This is a genomic window from Bacteroides sp. MSK.20.82 (assembly GCF_019052485.1).
In the GTDB taxonomy this organism is placed as follows: domain Bacteria; phylum Bacteroidota; class Bacteroidia; order Bacteroidales; family Bacteroidaceae; genus Bacteroides; species Bacteroides thetaiotaomicron.
Genome location: NZ_JAHQUN010000015.1, coordinates 23027 through 38356, shown reverse-complemented (window position 1 = coordinate 38356; position 15330 = coordinate 23027). Strand labels below are relative to the sequence as shown.

Annotated in this window: 6 protein-coding genes and 2 pseudogenes; 3 read left to right on the top strand and 5 right to left on the bottom strand. The window is 43.7% G+C overall.

Annotated elements, in window-relative coordinates:
- Positions 1 to 67 precede the first annotated feature (67 nt).
- Entirely contained in the window at positions 68 to 2146 is a 2079-nt protein-coding gene (locus KTR07_RS14415) for a BT4734/BF3469 family protein (protein WP_008764379.1), read from the bottom strand.
- A gap of 412 nt (positions 2147 to 2558) precedes the next feature.
- On the opposite strand from KTR07_RS14415, the gene KTR07_RS14410 reads away from it, so the two are divergent.
- Entirely contained in the window at positions 2559 to 3161 is a 603-nt protein-coding gene (locus tag KTR07_RS14410) for an HU family DNA-binding protein (RefSeq protein WP_008764378.1), read from the top strand.
- A gap of 138 nt (positions 3162 to 3299) precedes the next feature.
- Here the strand turns inward: KTR07_RS14410 and KTR07_RS14405 are convergent, their stop codons facing one another.
- The 3 genes from KTR07_RS14405 to KTR07_RS14395 all read right to left on the bottom strand — a co-directional run bounded on the left by KTR07_RS14405 (position 3300) and on the right by KTR07_RS14395 (position 8019).
- Entirely contained in the window at positions 3300 to 5396 is a 2097-nt protein-coding gene (locus KTR07_RS14405) for a beta-galactosidase (RefSeq protein WP_117981120.1), read from the bottom strand.
- 28 nt (positions 5397 to 5424) lie between these two features.
- Positions 5425 to 7086: a glycoside hydrolase family protein gene (locus tag KTR07_RS14400; RefSeq protein WP_181981923.1), complete on the bottom strand. Its 1662-nt coding sequence runs from the start codon at positions 7084 to 7086 to the stop codon at positions 5425 to 5427.
- 240 nt (positions 7087 to 7326) lie between these two features.
- Positions 7327 to 8019 (bottom strand): SGNH/GDSL hydrolase family protein, encoded by a 693-nt coding sequence (locus KTR07_RS14395; RefSeq protein WP_008764375.1) that lies wholly within the window; start codon positions 8017 to 8019, stop codon positions 7327 to 7329.
- 243 nt (positions 8020 to 8262) lie between these two features.
- On the opposite strand from KTR07_RS14395, the gene KTR07_RS14390 reads away from it, so the two are divergent.
- Together KTR07_RS14390 and KTR07_RS14385 are read left to right on the top strand one after the other, a co-directional pair.
- Positions 8263 to 9846, top strand: coding sequence for an alpha-galactosidase (locus tag KTR07_RS14390; RefSeq protein ID WP_055229316.1), 1584 nt, complete (start codon positions 8263 to 8265; stop codon positions 9844 to 9846).
- Positions 9847 to 9870: 24 nt separating this feature from the next.
- Positions 9871 to 12756: pseudogene (locus KTR07_RS14385) on the top strand (glycoside hydrolase family 2 TIM barrel-domain containing protein).
- Positions 12757 to 12899: 143 nt separating this feature from the next.
- On the opposite strand, the pseudogene KTR07_RS14380 reads toward KTR07_RS14385, so the two are convergent.
- Positions 12900 to 15307, bottom strand: a pseudogene (locus tag KTR07_RS14380) (glycoside hydrolase family 2 TIM barrel-domain containing protein).
- Positions 15308 to 15330: the final 23 nt, after the last annotated feature.

The window sequence follows — 15330 nt, the reverse complement described above, 5'->3', positions numbered from 1 at the left end:
TAGAGTGACAATAGAGTGACAATAGAAATAATAAAGCTTTCTATTGTCACTTTTACTTTTTCCTCTTTTATATCTTAACCACCAGATACACAGTCCCTTTATTCGTATGTTTGCAAGGAATCCCCTCTTTCTGAAGCAGCCGTCCAAAGTGATGCGCCTTGCCGGAAGACAGCGTAATGGTCGTTCTTTTTTGCAGATAATCCAATATTTCTACCGGAGATAAGTATTCTCCTTCCTTATCATCCCCTGCAACCTTGAAATAACGATAGAATAACTGAATAGCCGGCGGAGTCTGTTCAAACTCCCGATTCCCCTGTGCCAGGATAGCCTCATCCTTATCGTCAAACCAATACCGCTCGCCATGACAAATCTCGTACATAGCCTGTGCATACAACTGCTCATAGTCAATCGGGCGTGCCGTATCAATCGTACCCGTCACCTCAACGCACATAAAACGACGGCTACCGGACGGATCAGTCAGCAAATCCTTCTGATTGCTGGTCGCGATAAACGAAGCATAACGCCGCAACTCCTGCACCGAATTACTGTACGATTTACGAAGATTGACTACCGGCTTTTGCAGAATATGCTTCAAAAAGCCCTGCTGCGTCAAAGTAATCTGATCGAACTCGTCAATATTGATCAGCGCAAAGCGATTCAGATACATTTCCGCATCCCGCTTCCGGCTGAAATCAATACTATCCGTATAATATCCGCGAAGTCCCGGCGGTATCAGATCCCGGCAAAAGGTAGACTTGCGTGTCCCCTGCGCACCTACCAGCAAAGGGGAAGTACTGTTCGCATGCTGCCGGTCATACCCACGCCAATGAGCTACCATGTTGAGGAACCAGCGATGGAAAAGCATCGTCCAATGCGGATTAGCACATGGCACACGGTCTGCCAGTTCCGTAATGCGGTCTTTTTTATCCCAATTAGGAAGATGAAAAATAAATTCTTCCAATGGATTATAAACAGATACTCGGTTTGAATGCAGATAACGGTCCACATCCCGGTCCCACACCGCAATACCCTCACTTTGCGCATCCAGCAGAATACTATTCTGCGCCCGTTTATCCAACGGACGGAAACGAAAATAAAACGAGCATCGTTCCCGGTATTCCACTTCACCTATCTGTGTATTGTAGCGGAATTCATAACGACGGTTCATAAACTCCTCTGTCTGCATATTGAGATATTGCTCTTTTGTCAGCCCGTTTTTCTTGCCGAAGCCTTTGCATTCCTGATACACATTGCCTATCATCTCGCGAACCAGCACAGCCTGCTTCGAATGATAATACCGATGAATGGTCCTCCTCACCACTTCCTCTTCCGGAATACCGGAAAGGAAACAATTTTCCGCCAACCGGACTACCAGGGGCTGCAAATCATCATTCCGCCTCCACCCCTCTTCCATCGACTGAAAAGTCTTTCGCAAGGCAGCCTCATACATCAATGCCAGCGCATCTTCCGTATCATATCCCGGAACGGCACGATTCAACGGAGACTTTTCCGGGGTCAGCTTCTCCTGATAATTCATTTCTTTCGGCATCCCGAAAGGCTGAGAAAGATAAAACGGCACGGAATTTTCCCGATAGAAAGGTTCGGGATCGTGACTCAGCCGTGAATATTGCTCCAAAACCGGCTCTTTCAACTGAATATCAAAGGGGATTTGCGGCTGATAGCATTTCACCGCCAAACGATACGCATGTGCCTGAAAAATTTCAGCTTCTTCCTGCGTCTGCGGCAACGTACCGTCCGGACGGGTAAAAAGAGTCCATATCTTCACGGAATTTCCACTCGCCCCCATGTATGCAAACATGGTCTGCGGCAATTCAGCCGCTTTTTTCTTGACCAGATCCACTTCTACTTTTCCCGCCAACGGACCTACGGTCAGTTCCACGATGCCATTATATACTTTCATCCGCTTCACGCCATTTACACGTCCGAAAACGGCAGCGGGTATTACTTTGGGAAGTTTTCCGGCAAAACTGCAAGATTCTCCGGGTAAAACAAAATGCAGGGCTTGGCGCAATCCGGTCACCGGACGGGTCTTAATCTCTGTTTTTATCTTCTCTATCAACAAGTTAAAATCTAATACACTTAATGCTTCGACTCCATCTTTCTCCCTGATCTGTGTTATCTTCATTACTTTTCTTTAATATTTATGTATATCCCTCAAAGGTAGGCATAAAACAGACAGCAAACAACCTTTCTATTCATTATTATTACAGAATATTTATCCGCCTTTCCATTCTTCCGGAAGCTCCTTGAATTAATAGTAAATAAAACGTTCATTAAGTTGTTTAGAAGCTTAGATTAATGTATCTTTGTAGTGATAAGAAATCGTTTTACGTACATGGTCCCATCGGTCCACGTATGTGAACTATTGGGTTCACGTACATAGTCCGAACGGTTCACGTACGTGGAACGAAAACGTGAAACAGACAAAATATATTAGTCGAGCCTTGTCTACATGTTAAGGTTACTAGTGTTTGTACTAACACACGCGGTATCAATTGAGTAACAATCCTATTAACCAACAAAAAACAAGTGACGCTATGGCAGCAGATTATGACTTTCGGCGAAAACCGAATGAAAAGGGAGACGGAGAAGTACAGCCTCTGTATCCCCGAATTGTATCCAAAGGAACCATTGACAGCAAACGGTTATTTCGTGAAATAGCCGAAGCCTCTTCTTTCACCGAGGGAGATTTGGCAGGTATCATGGTAGCTTTTCAAGAGAAGGTATCCTATTATTTAAGTGAGGGGTATCATGTGAAACTGGGAGAAATCGGATATTTCTCCTCTAGTTTGAGGGCACGTCCGGTGATGGACAAGAAAGAGATCCGTTCGGTCTCCATCTCTTTCGACAACGTAAATTTCAGAGCCACTCCCTGGTTTCGCCGACGCAGTTCGGGGACGGTGACCCGTGCCAAATTCGGATTTCAAGAATCATCGAACTTGCCGGAAGAGACACGCCGTTCCCGACTGGAAGCCTTTTTAGCAAAGAATCACTTCATCACTCGAAGAGAATACTCTCAGATTACGGGTTTATTGAAGGGAAAAGCACTACGGGAATTGAATCTTCTGGTAGAAAACGGAGTTCTTAACACTCGCGGATATGGGAACCGGGTGGTGTATTTAAAGCCTAATAATCAGTAGATTAAATCAGTAAAAGATACAATAAGGGTGATAACAGAAAAGAGGTTACTATTCTATTATCACCCTATTATCACCATCTATTGTCACCCGTTTTTCATTGATAATGAACCGGTTAGTTCTACAAAGTGACAAGTGACATTAAAAAGCATCATTAAACTCCAGTGTATGACGCTCAATAACTTCTACCGAATCGAGCCCAAGCATATAGTCACCTTTGGCCGCCTCAATCATAGCTTTTTGTTCTTTCTGAAAGTAGACAGGGGCATCTTTACGTAAAGGTAAAATCTTTAGTTCCACCTTTTTGCCGACGAGATCTGCCATACGGACCCACATCTCCTTTTCATTCCAGAAGTTATCTGCTACAAGCCTGCCGTCAGCATACACACGGGCCACATCACCCCGATAATTTATACGGAGAAAAAGATTATCATAATTATTTATTCCAGATGTATCATAGTTAATAGTGTATACCGCAGCTTTTGCAAAGTCCTCTTCTACAGGTTGCGCAGCCACTGCCTGACGCCCCATGGGGACAACACGGGGAGCATCCGCTTTTTTCACTTCCGTGACTGTGGCGGCAATAACAGGAGACTTTGTCCATACCTCCTCCACGATGCATGAATCACTCTTATACAGAATACCGCCATTCTTGGCATAAAGCAGTTTACCGTCAATTTTATAGGCAGTCTTTGCCTTTTCGTATGAGAGCACACAGACATTGAGCTTGCCCGCCTTCTGCTGCTTGTTAAGTTTACAAGTATAGACCTTGCCGTCAACGGAAATTTGAGGCTTTTTACCCCTGATTTCGATGAAATAGATAAGGTCATCCACTTTGCAGAACGGTTCTACAGTAGTCCAGTCAATGGTTGCACCCTCAGTCCGATAGTCTTTAAAAGTGACATGGGACGTCCCGCTCTCATTCTTGATACGCACATAGTCATTATAGAATTCGAAAGCCCCCCGGCGGGCATAATGCCTGCTTAATGAGTCAACATTCATCTGCAAGAGTTCACTGCCCCAGTCTGTCAACATTTGATGGATAAAACGTCCTTCATGAAAGGGAGTCTCGAATACTTGTCCCACTTCACCAAGAGGAGCCTGAAAATCATAGGTCATATGAGGCAGGTCATTATGATTAGTACCCGGAGAGGCTTGCGTTTCTCCCATAGTATGAAGAGGATTGTATGGATTGGTGCCACCGTGATACATATAGTATCCCGGAAGATTGGAGCCACTACCCAGCTTGCATATAACCAGCGGTTTAAGCTCCCTTCCATTGATATTTATCCGACGATGATACGCCGGCATCATACCACCGCCCAACTCACAAGTAAAATAGGGGTATGACAATTTTGAACTGAGAGAGGGGGAATTTTCCGACAATTCCTCTTTAGAGAATGTCTCTGTGGCAATAGCACTACTCATACGTTTGTCTCTCATAATGAAAGCATCGGCATAACTGCCCGGCATATCCTCCAGTTTCCGGTCCCAGAATCCGTCGGCATAGTCACCATAAAGCGGCAACAGCTGTCCGAAAACCTCTTTTCCCCGAAGTGCAGGCCAACCGGTACGTGTATAGAACGGGACATCAAATCCCGCCTTCACAGCAATATTTTTCAATGCCTCCAGATAATCCCAAGGCCCGCGACTTTCGTTCTCGATCTGCACGCCGACCACAGGACCGCCATCTTTCCACAAAAGTCCGTTAACCTGAGCAAAAATAGTATTATAAAGCTCCGTACAATCTTCAAGGAATCCGGGAGTACGGGCACGTATCTTATACTTAGGATTCTGCCCGGCTTTCTCATGTACCCATGAAGGAATTCCGCCTTGATACACTTCCCCATGACAGAAAGGACCAAGACGCAACACCAGCATCACATTTTCTTCTGCACAGATCCGGACGAAGCGGCGCAGATTATGATTGCCGCTCCAGTTCCATTTTCCCTCTTCCGGTTCATGGTGAATCCAGAAGATATATGTAGAAATGATATTGATGCCACCGGCCTTCATTTTGCGGATTTCCCGGCGCCATTCCGACTCCGGCACGCGGGAATAGTGAATTTCGCCCATGACGGGAATGATATGCTTGCCGTCAAGGATAAGCCCCTTGCTATCCACCAGAAGAGTTTTGCCTTCGGGTGTTGCAGATGTCCCAAACCGGAAAGTACCTTGTGCTGAAACCATTGACAACGACAGTACAAACATCAATAAAAATGTGATCTTCTTTTTCATGGTAATCTTTCAATTGTTAGTCTTTCAATTATTCAACAACCTTCCGATTCAAACGGAAAGTAGAGAGAACTTTCTTGCCGGAATAAACAGTCACAAGGAAGTTATAGTCCTCACCTTTTTCAAAATCAGCCTTTGTCGCAAAGCGGATGTCAGCTTTTTCATAGGGTTTCAAGGCAGGTACGGCAGCAGAAGCCACTTTGACCATTTTGCCTTCTTTCTTATACTCTATCTTGACCGAAGCCTTTTGTGAGCTAACTTGTCCGAAGTTCTGTACTTCAATATTCCCGTTCCAGCCTTTTTGCGATTCAGAGAATACAGGGGCACGCGCAGAAAGAATCGGTTCCATATAATCAACATACGGCAAACGCGCATATCCGTAAAGCATCTTTCCGTTTTTATATCTGCCTATCAATTTAGGAGCAAATTCTTTCTCTGTAATCCCATTTCCTTTTCCGTCGAAAGTAATGATCAGGTCATCTCCGTCATTCTCTGTTTTCAATACTTTACTTCCTCTGCCATAGTTCACCTCTTCGGAAGCGCCAAAACGCAAAGAGCTGATATCCATATCGGTTTGTGGATGAAAACCTTCTTCTGCCTGTACTTTCAGCCGGATAGTCTTCGTTCCGGCGGTAATGGGCTTATCATTCAACACTGTCAGCAATAGTCCCGGATTCAATGGAATACTGATATTCTTTGAACTGTGATTATCAAATGGCTTATCTTCATGTTTCAAAGTATCAATGACCGCAAAATTAGCCTGTATAGCACGGCCATACTTATCTTGATACATTTTCAGACGTTCATACTTGAACCAGCCTTCAGAATGTCCGTCCTCGTGTACGGCAACTCCCGGCATGTAGGCCTCTCCCGGATCAGTTACCCAATTGACTCCGTCCTTTGAACGAAGATAAAAGGCAATACGGCCCAACCAGTCATTGACAATCAGATGATACTGGATATGATCGCGCCAAATGACAGGGTCTTCAAACCGTCCTTTCACATCCGGATAAACACGACGGTCTGTCAACTGGTTATATTCCGACAAACCATCCCGGCTGATCCAGATTCCACCGCCACGACAAACCATTACATATGAACTGTCTTCCCGTTGGGCAAACGAAAGATTGGACAATCCTTCTATGATTCTACGATCGCGCGCATTGAAGTCGAATTTTCCATATTCCCATTTTCCGTTGATATCATCCGCAACATAACGTCCGTCTATGACATACAAAACATATCGGCCGTCTTTTGCCTGAAACATCTCCGGATTATGCCCTTTTCCGATGATATTGACTGGTTTGAACGGACCGGTCAGATTATCACTCACGGTATTGAACACCCATGAATTTCTCCACTCCATATGTCCTTTAGGAGAAGCTTCCAGCCATCCGCAAACCATTAGATGATATTTACCGTCTTCTCCTTTCCGGATATTTCCACCCCAATAGGACCAGACACGGTCTTCAATACCATTATCAACATAACGCGGTCGCACATCGGAGGTTCCCCATGTGTCGGATGACAGTTGATTGCCTTTCATCGGCAGAAAACGATCCATAAACCGGGCACCTTTCACCAGTTGACTCCACTCTTTGGGACGTTCGCGTTCTGTTACTTGAGAGAAAGTGGATTTACTCACAAGTAGCAACATTACCATTAATACTAATTTAAGATTTTTTCCGTACATGTTTTTCTTCTGTTAGTTAGTTTGATAGTTCGTTTGATTAATACTATTAGTATTACGACAAAAGTAAATCAATCCCTCATTAGTGAATGATAACAAACAGGGAAAAAGGCACGTAATGCTTTACGTAAATAATACGAACATTCCCAGAGTCCTAATAGCCCAACCAAACGGTTGATACCAACAACTGAATGCAAAATACTCTTTTATTCATCATAGTAAATAACACTATTTTCTTCCAAACTAATATTGCAGCAGAAAACTCTCGGCAACTTTTAGAAAACGGTCATGTCCTTTACTGTTCAGATGCGCTGTATCAGTATTATTCTTGCTTTTCTGGAAATAGATTCTTCTGAAAGTATCATTATCGGCATAGATGCTTCCTTTTCTTGCGCAATCAAAAATAGGAATACTATAATTGCCGCAGACTTCAATCATTGCATCCACTACTTTTTCCGAGTCACTTCCTTTAAAGTTCTTGCAGTTCCAGCGGGTAAAGAAAAAGATTTTCGCTGTCGGATATTTCTCGACTAAGCCTTTGCACAGAATTTCCATTTTATCCTTGAAGTTATCAATACCTCCGATAGAATCCAGTTTAAATGCATCATTATGTCCGCCAATGACAATGACATAATCGAGGCTATCCGCCATCTCCGCATATCGCAGATACATCGCTTTTCCCCATCGCGGGCTGGAATAAGCTATGCTATTCCCATTCTTTCCATAATTAAAATACTCCATACCGTGCTTCTTTGCAAACTTATAATGCCATGTGTTCTCAAACGGCTCTTTATGATTTCTCACATAGCTGTCACCTATTACTCCGATCCGCTTGCCGTTAAGTTCGTCAGTAAGCGCTATACCAGTCTGTGCTTTCCCATCCAAAACGGACAACGCACAAACGATTAACAATAAAAAGATTTTTAAATGTGTCATCACTTTATGTATTTTTCATTTGCTAGCAAAGATAAGGGCAGTTGTAATGTCAGTACATGTAAATTCATACGTTTTCCTTTAAATTCATACACTTTTCATGCTTTAATCCGGTTTTTTACGCCCCAATTCTCCAAGAAACGGACGATTTTCCATCTTTCTATACTTATTTGCCATTGGAGCAAGTTACGACTTTGCATATCTTTGCCAAGAAAGTTATCCATTTCTACAAAAGACTACAAACGTATGAAAAAACATCTGATTGCCTGGGGCATTTTATCTACCATGTTTATGGCAAATACTTTTGCCCAGAAAGACATCGACCGTCCTATTATGGGATGGAGTTCATGGAACACCTATCATGTAAATATCAGTGAAGAGTTGATAAAACAGCAAGCTGACGCATTAATCAAACACGGACTGAAAGAGGCAGGCTACAACTATATCAATATAGATGACGGCTTCTTCGGGCATCGGGACGAAACGGGGAAAATGCATCCGCATCCCGACCGTTTTCCCAACGGAATGAAAGTGGTTTCAGACTATATCCATTCGCTGGGATTAAAAGCCGGAATTTACTCGGATGCAGGAGACAACACCTGCGGCTCTATCTACGACAACGACGCAAACGGAGTGGGCTCCGGACTATACGGCCATGAACAGCAGGATATGGATTTATATCTTAAAGAATGGAACTATGATTTTATCAAGATCGATTATTGTGGCGGACGCGAACTGGGGCTGGATGAAGAAAAGCGCTACAGCACGATTTGCCAGGCTATTGCCAATACAGGAAGAACGGATGTATCTATCAATATCTGCCGATGGGCTTTTCCCGGCACCTGGGCAAAACGACTGGCACGTTCCTGGCGTATCAGTCCTGATATCCGTCCCAGATGGAATTCAGTAAAAGGTATTATAGAAAAGAACTTATATCTTTCCGCCTATGCTACCGACGGACATTACAACGATATGGATATGCTAGAAATCGGGCGTGGACTGAAACCCAACGAAGAAGAAGTCCATTTTGGAATGTGGTGCATCATGAGTTCTCCCCTGCTGATCGGATGTGACATGAATACGATTCCCGACTTCTCATTGAAGCTACTGAAAAACAAAGAACTGATCGCACTGAATCAGGATGTATTAGGACTTCAGGCACACGTCGTTCAACATGAAAATGAAAGCTATGTACTGGTAAAGGACATCGAACGGAAACGCGGACTGACAAGAGCGGTAGCATTGTATAACCCTTCCGACCAGCCATGTGACTTTATCGTTCCTTTTGAAACCCTTGAACTGGGTGGTAACGTAAAAGTACGAGACTTAATCAAACAGAAGGATCTTGGAAAAATGAAAGAAGAAATACGGCAGACTGTTCAGCCACACAGCGTAATGATATGCAAAATGGAAGCTGAAAAACGACTGGAACCCGTATCTTATGAGGCTGAATGGGCATATCTTCCCTGCTACGACGATCTGGGAAAGAAATCCAAACCAATTGTTTATGTACCTGCCTCCGATTGTTCCGGCAGAATGAAAATATCCCGACTCGGTGGTCGGGAAGAGAACTTTGCCGAATGGAGCGAAGTATACAGCGAAAAGGGAGGTAACTATGAAATGACTATTTTCTACTCTTGCGACAAAAACCGCAAACTGGAAGTTTCTGTCAATGGGACGAAAACGGTCCTTAAAGATTTGAACAGCAACAATGAAGTGAAATCTGTGACGATCCCTGTCAGCTTAAAACAAGGTTACAATACGGTGCGAATGGGAAATAACTTCGGATGGGCACCGGACATCGACCGTTTTACAGTATCCAGACAATAAATTCCTCATAATATCAATTATAGAATGAACAAGAAATTTAGATGCTTACTGGTATCTCTGATTTTCACAGCAATGTGGAATGGGACTACCATACAAGCACAAGCTCCCCATCCCGAACGCATTTATCTTTCGGGAACAGGCATTGACAACACCAAGACCTGGGATTTTTTCTGTTCTGCGGGACAGAATAGTGGCAAATGGAAAAAGATCGAGGTTCCCTGTAACTGGGAACTACAGGGATTCGGAGAATATACATACGGTAGATGGTATACCATAAAAGGACAACGCCCCAGTGATGAAACCGGAACTTACCGCTATAAATTCGACGCCCCCAAATCATGGGCAGGGCAACGGGTAAAGATATTCTTTGACGGAGTGATGACTGATGCAGAAATCATGATAAACGGCAAGCCGGCAGGTGAGATGCATCAAGGAGGCTTCTATCGCTTCAATTATGATATTACCGAATTACTCAATCTTGGTAAAAAGAATCAGCTTGAAGTGAAAGTTGCCAAAGAATCAGCCAACAGATCGATCAATGCCGCCGAACGGAAAGCTGACTGGTGGTTGTTTGGCGGTATATACCGTCCTGTATGGTTGGAAGTTCTGCCACAGGTACACATGGAACATTTCGTACTAAATGCTGATCACCATGGGAAATTACAGACCGCCGTAGATATGGCAGGAGATGCCAAAGGACATGAAATCATCGTATCTGTCCGTTCATTAAAAGACGGGAAAACCGTATATACCTCCAACGGACAAACAACAATCACTCATCCAATCAATAACTCCGATAAGGAGCAGATGATTAGCGGTGAATGGGCAAGCATCATTCCCTGGTCTACAGAGAATCCCAATCTGTATGTAGCCAAATTGGAATTAAAGAATCCCGAAGGTAAAATCGTACAAACCAGAGAAACACGCATCGGTTTTCGTACTGTAGAGTTCTTCCCGCAAGACGGTGTATATTTGAACGGTACCAAACTAGTGGTCAAAGGAATCAACCGCCACTCATTTTCTGTAGACGGAGGGCGTACCACCAGTGCTGCATTAAGCCGAATGGATGCCCTGCTCATCAAAGAAATGAATATGAATGCTGTACGTTCGCACTACCCGCCCGATGAACATTTTCTTGATATGTGCGACTCACTGGGTCTTGTCTACATGGATGAACTGGCAGGCTGGCAAAACGGTTACGACTCTAAAGTCGGAGCAAAACTCGTAAAGGAGATGATTGAACGGGACGTTAACCACCCCTGCATCATTCTTTGGAGTAACGGAAACGAAGGCGGCTGGAATACACAAACCGATCCTTTGTTTGCCCAATATGACAGACTACAAAAACGACATATGGTACATCCCTGGGCCGACTTTAATGACTTGGATACGCATCACTATCCTACTTATCTGACAGGGGTAGCACGTTTCACCAATGGTTATAAAGTGTTCATGCCGACCGAATTTATGCACGCCATGTACGATCAGGGAGGAGGAGCCGGCCTGCGCGACTTTTGGGATCGCTGGTGTACCAATCCCTTGTTTGCAGGAGGGTTCATCTGGGTATATTGCGATGAGGCTCCCAAACGCAGTGATAAAGGAGGAATACTCGACTCTGACAAGTCCAATGCACCCGACGGAGTAGTAGGACCACGTCGAGAGAAAGAAGGAAGCTATTATGCCATCCGTGCACAATAGTCGCCTATCCAGTTGAAACCTCTTCTCATTACTAACCACTTCGACGGCCGTTTCCTCCTGACCAATGAATATACTTTTACCAATCTGAAAGATTGTCGTATGACTTATAAGGTTTTATCATGTGGCACTCCTCTCCAGGGAAACGCAGAAGCAGGAAAGGTGATTGTCGAAGGAAAAGTCCAACTTCCATCCATCAATCCGGGAGAAACAGGTACTGCCCGTTTTGAACTGCCCGATTCATTCCGGAAAGGTGATGTGCTCGAACTGGAGGCCTTTGATAGAGAAGGAAAAAGTATCTGTAACTGGACTTATCCGATTCATCTGGCAAAACAATATTTTGAACGTAACCTGGCGCAAACGACACTCACTCCTGCTCCTCAAAAAGCAGAAGCCCGACAAACGTCTGACGCCATCGAACTAAAGAGCAGCAAAGTCAGCATAACCTTCGATGCGGCAACCGGTATGATCCGTCACATTAAATCCGGTGAGACTGAGGTTCCATTCAAGGATGGTCCGGTAGCAGTAGGTATGAAGATGCGATATGAACCTTCGCTCAGCTATACTCGCCATTCCTCTGACGGCGCCATTTATTGTGCCAAATATAAAGGTGCGGCAGATTCCATTGTCTGGCGTCTGACAAACGAAGGTTTGCTCTATATGGATGCAATCTTATTAAATCGCGGTTCCGGTGGCGGTGGCTTCGACGATGCTTTCATGGATGCACAGGTTTTCAATCTCGGTCTTAGCTTCTCTTATCCGGAACAAAACTGTTCGGGTATGAAATGGATGGGACGCGGGCCATACAGGGTATGGAAAAACCGAATTCCAGGAACGAACTACAGTATCTGGCACAAAGATTATAACAACACCATTACCGGAGAAAGTTTTGAGAATCTGATATATCCTGAGTTCAAGGGTTACCATGCCAACCTCTATTGGGCTACACTGGAGGGCGAGAAGACTTCATTTACCGTTTATTCGCGTAATGACGGTACTTTCTTCCGGGTATTCACTCCCGAAGAACCGGCAGGACGGATAAAAGATACCATGCCTGCATTCCCAGAAGGTGATCTTTCATTCTTGCTCGATATTCCGGCTATCTGCTCGTTCAAGCCGATCGAGCAACAAGGTCCTAACAGTCAACCGGGAAATATCCGAATCAAATCGGGAGATGAAGGACTACATCTGAATCTGATGTTTGACTTCCGGTAATCCTGAGTAAAAACACTTAAAAATAAAGATAAAACGATGAACTGAAAATTGTTCTTGGAACTTAAGTTTGTTTGCGTCGTATCTATAGCATATAAATAAGGGGCTATTTGATTAAAACAGCCCCTTATTTATTATTTCATTTATTACTTAGTCGTCATCTTCTTTTCCGCGCTTTTCAGCCCTTTCAGAGAAGCCTTGATCTTCACATTTCCACTAGTCTGACTGGAACGTAATATAGCCATTACAAATCCTTGATGTAACTTCTTGTGGTTTCCTGAGAAAAGCTCATCTGTCATATGATCACCATTATCTACGGCAATCAGTCTGGCTTCACCTGAGACTTCAAACGTAACTTCACCTTCAGTAGCAGGTACCACCCGTCCTTTACTGTCAACAGCATATACCTTTACATACTGCAAATCCATTCCATCTGCTTTCCAGTCTGCATTCTCCAACTCTATTTTCAAAGCTTTCCCTTACCTGTCGTTTCCAACATATGACGAGCAACTTCTTTTCCATTGTTACATGCAATCGCTATGATGTTTCCTCCTTTGCCATAAGGTATATTTTGCCAGTAAATCATATTGCGGCTTTGTATATCATCACGTTTATTCTTCTGAATACCTAAAGATTTCCCATTAACCAATAACTCCACTTCATCAGCATTTGTATAAGTGAACAGATTCTGCTTACTTCCTTCAGCTCTGTTCCAATGAGATGAAAGAGGCATACGACCTACTATGACATCATTCCATTCAATACTTTCTTTCTCACTATCGACTACTCCGATATGAACTAAAGGCTCATCACTGAAAGCACTCTTTATCAAATACGCTTGAGGATAGGGTTCCAAAGCATGATTAAAGAATGAATAATTCCACCCTTTTTTAGGCCAGCCGTTCGATTCTCCCCAGTATTCGATAGCTCCCCAATAGGCAAGTCCTACCATCTTATCCCGGTCCATACCGAAAAAAGGAGCAGTAAGTTCACTACTTGTTGCTTCACTCTGATAAACGATTAAATCGGGACAAGCTTCGAGATACTTCGCATAATCGGTATATTGATAATTGAAGCTGGCAACTTCAGTCACCGTAGACAATTCGGGAGGAAGAATTTTCTTATTGAAATCCGCATCTTTTCTGCTGATGGCACCAGCCCTCGATGGATACATAGCCACCGTTGTCTTTCGGGTAGAATCGTATCGCTTTACAAGCACATCGAAAATTCGATAAGTCGTAACACCCCAATCGCCGGTAGGAAATCCAGCCAGATCTTCCCGCATCTGCAATTCGTTGCCGATACTCCACATAATAACCGAAGGATGGTTTCTGTCGCGCTTAATCCATTCGGGAATCATCTTATACCACAATTGAGTAAAAGGAACCCGGCCACCCCAATATGATTTGTCGCTCCACTTATCAATCAATTCATCTACAATCAGAATACCATGTTTATCAGCCAACTCCATAAAGGATTTCGAATATGGATTATGTGATGTACGCACATGATTATAACCGAACTTCTTGAGCAATTCGAACTGCCGTTCAATAGCACGGTCGAATGCCGCTGCTCCTACAGCACCTAAGTCATGATGATTGGCAATACCCTTCAAGAATAGTTTCTTACCATTCAGTTTAAAGCCAAACTCCGGAGAGTATTCAAGTGTGCGAATACCAAATTTCTCAGTCACGTTGTCGATCACTTTTCCATCACGGACCAATGTTATTTCTGCTCTATAGAGATTCGGTGTTTCACAAGACCATAGCTGGGGATTGGAAACTGCAACTACCGGAAGCGGAACTTCAACAGTAGCCAGTTTATTTTTTTTAGGAGCCATTCCCTTTGTTTCCGTCACCAATTCACCTTTCGGAGAAAAGATTCTGGCATTGATTTCCACATCCAGCTGTTTCCCGGAAATACCTTCCACCTCAACCTGTACATTGATATCTGCACTTTGTTCCGTTATTTTAGGAGTAGAAATAAACACGCCATGACGGGCTATGGAAACATAGTCTTTAACCAGCAAATGGACATCCCGAAACAAACCTCCTCCCGTATACCAGCGTGATCCTCCTTTTTTGCCGGTAGAAGCACTGACAGCTACCACATTATCTGCATCATATCTTAGTAATTTAGTAATATCCGTTTCAAAGCCAATATACCCATAGTCTGTACCTCCTACTTTCTGACCGTTTACCCAGACATCACCTATTAACATAATTCCTTCAAAATCGAGTAATACCCGTTTTCCTTTCCATTCAGGATCGGCTTTAAATGTTTTACGATACCAACCGGTTCCCATCGCTTTAAAACCACGAGCTCCCCCTGCATCCTTATCCCACGGCTGTTCTATTTGAAAGTCATGAGGCAGATCCAGTACACGCCAGCTACTATCATCATAGTTTACAGAATAGGCATCTTTCAAGTCACCCGCATGAAATTTCCATCCGAAATTAAACAAGTGAGACAAACGCCCCTGCCCATCAGCATTTTGTGCAGCGAGCAAACCAAATTGAAGAGTCAATAAAGATAATAAAATCAGTTTTTTCATTTTGTGTATATTAATAGTTTCAT

What these genes read in the sequence shown, in the direction of transcription:
- KTR07_RS14415 (WP_008764379.1), bottom strand. Translation starts at nt 2,146, where the DNA reads ATGAAGATAACACAGATCAGGGAGAAAGATGGAGTCGAAGCATTAAGT.
- KTR07_RS14395 (WP_008764375.1), bottom strand. Translation starts at nt 8,019, where the DNA reads ATGACACATTTAAAAATCTTTTTATTGTTAATCGTTTGTGCGTTGTCC.
- KTR07_RS14400 (WP_181981923.1), bottom strand. Translation starts at nt 7,086, where the DNA reads ATGTACGGAAAAAATCTTAAATTAGTATTAATGGTAATGTTGCTACTT.
- KTR07_RS14390 (WP_055229316.1), top strand. Translation starts at nt 8,263, where the DNA reads ATGAAAAAACATCTGATTGCCTGGGGCATTTTATCTACCATGTTTATG.
- KTR07_RS14410 (WP_008764378.1), top strand. Translation starts at nt 2,559, where the DNA reads ATGGCAGCAGATTATGACTTTCGGCGAAAACCGAATGAAAAGGGAGAC.
- KTR07_RS14405 (WP_117981120.1), bottom strand. Translation starts at nt 5,396, where the DNA reads ATGAAAAAGAAGATCACATTTTTATTGATGTTTGTACTGTCGTTGTCA.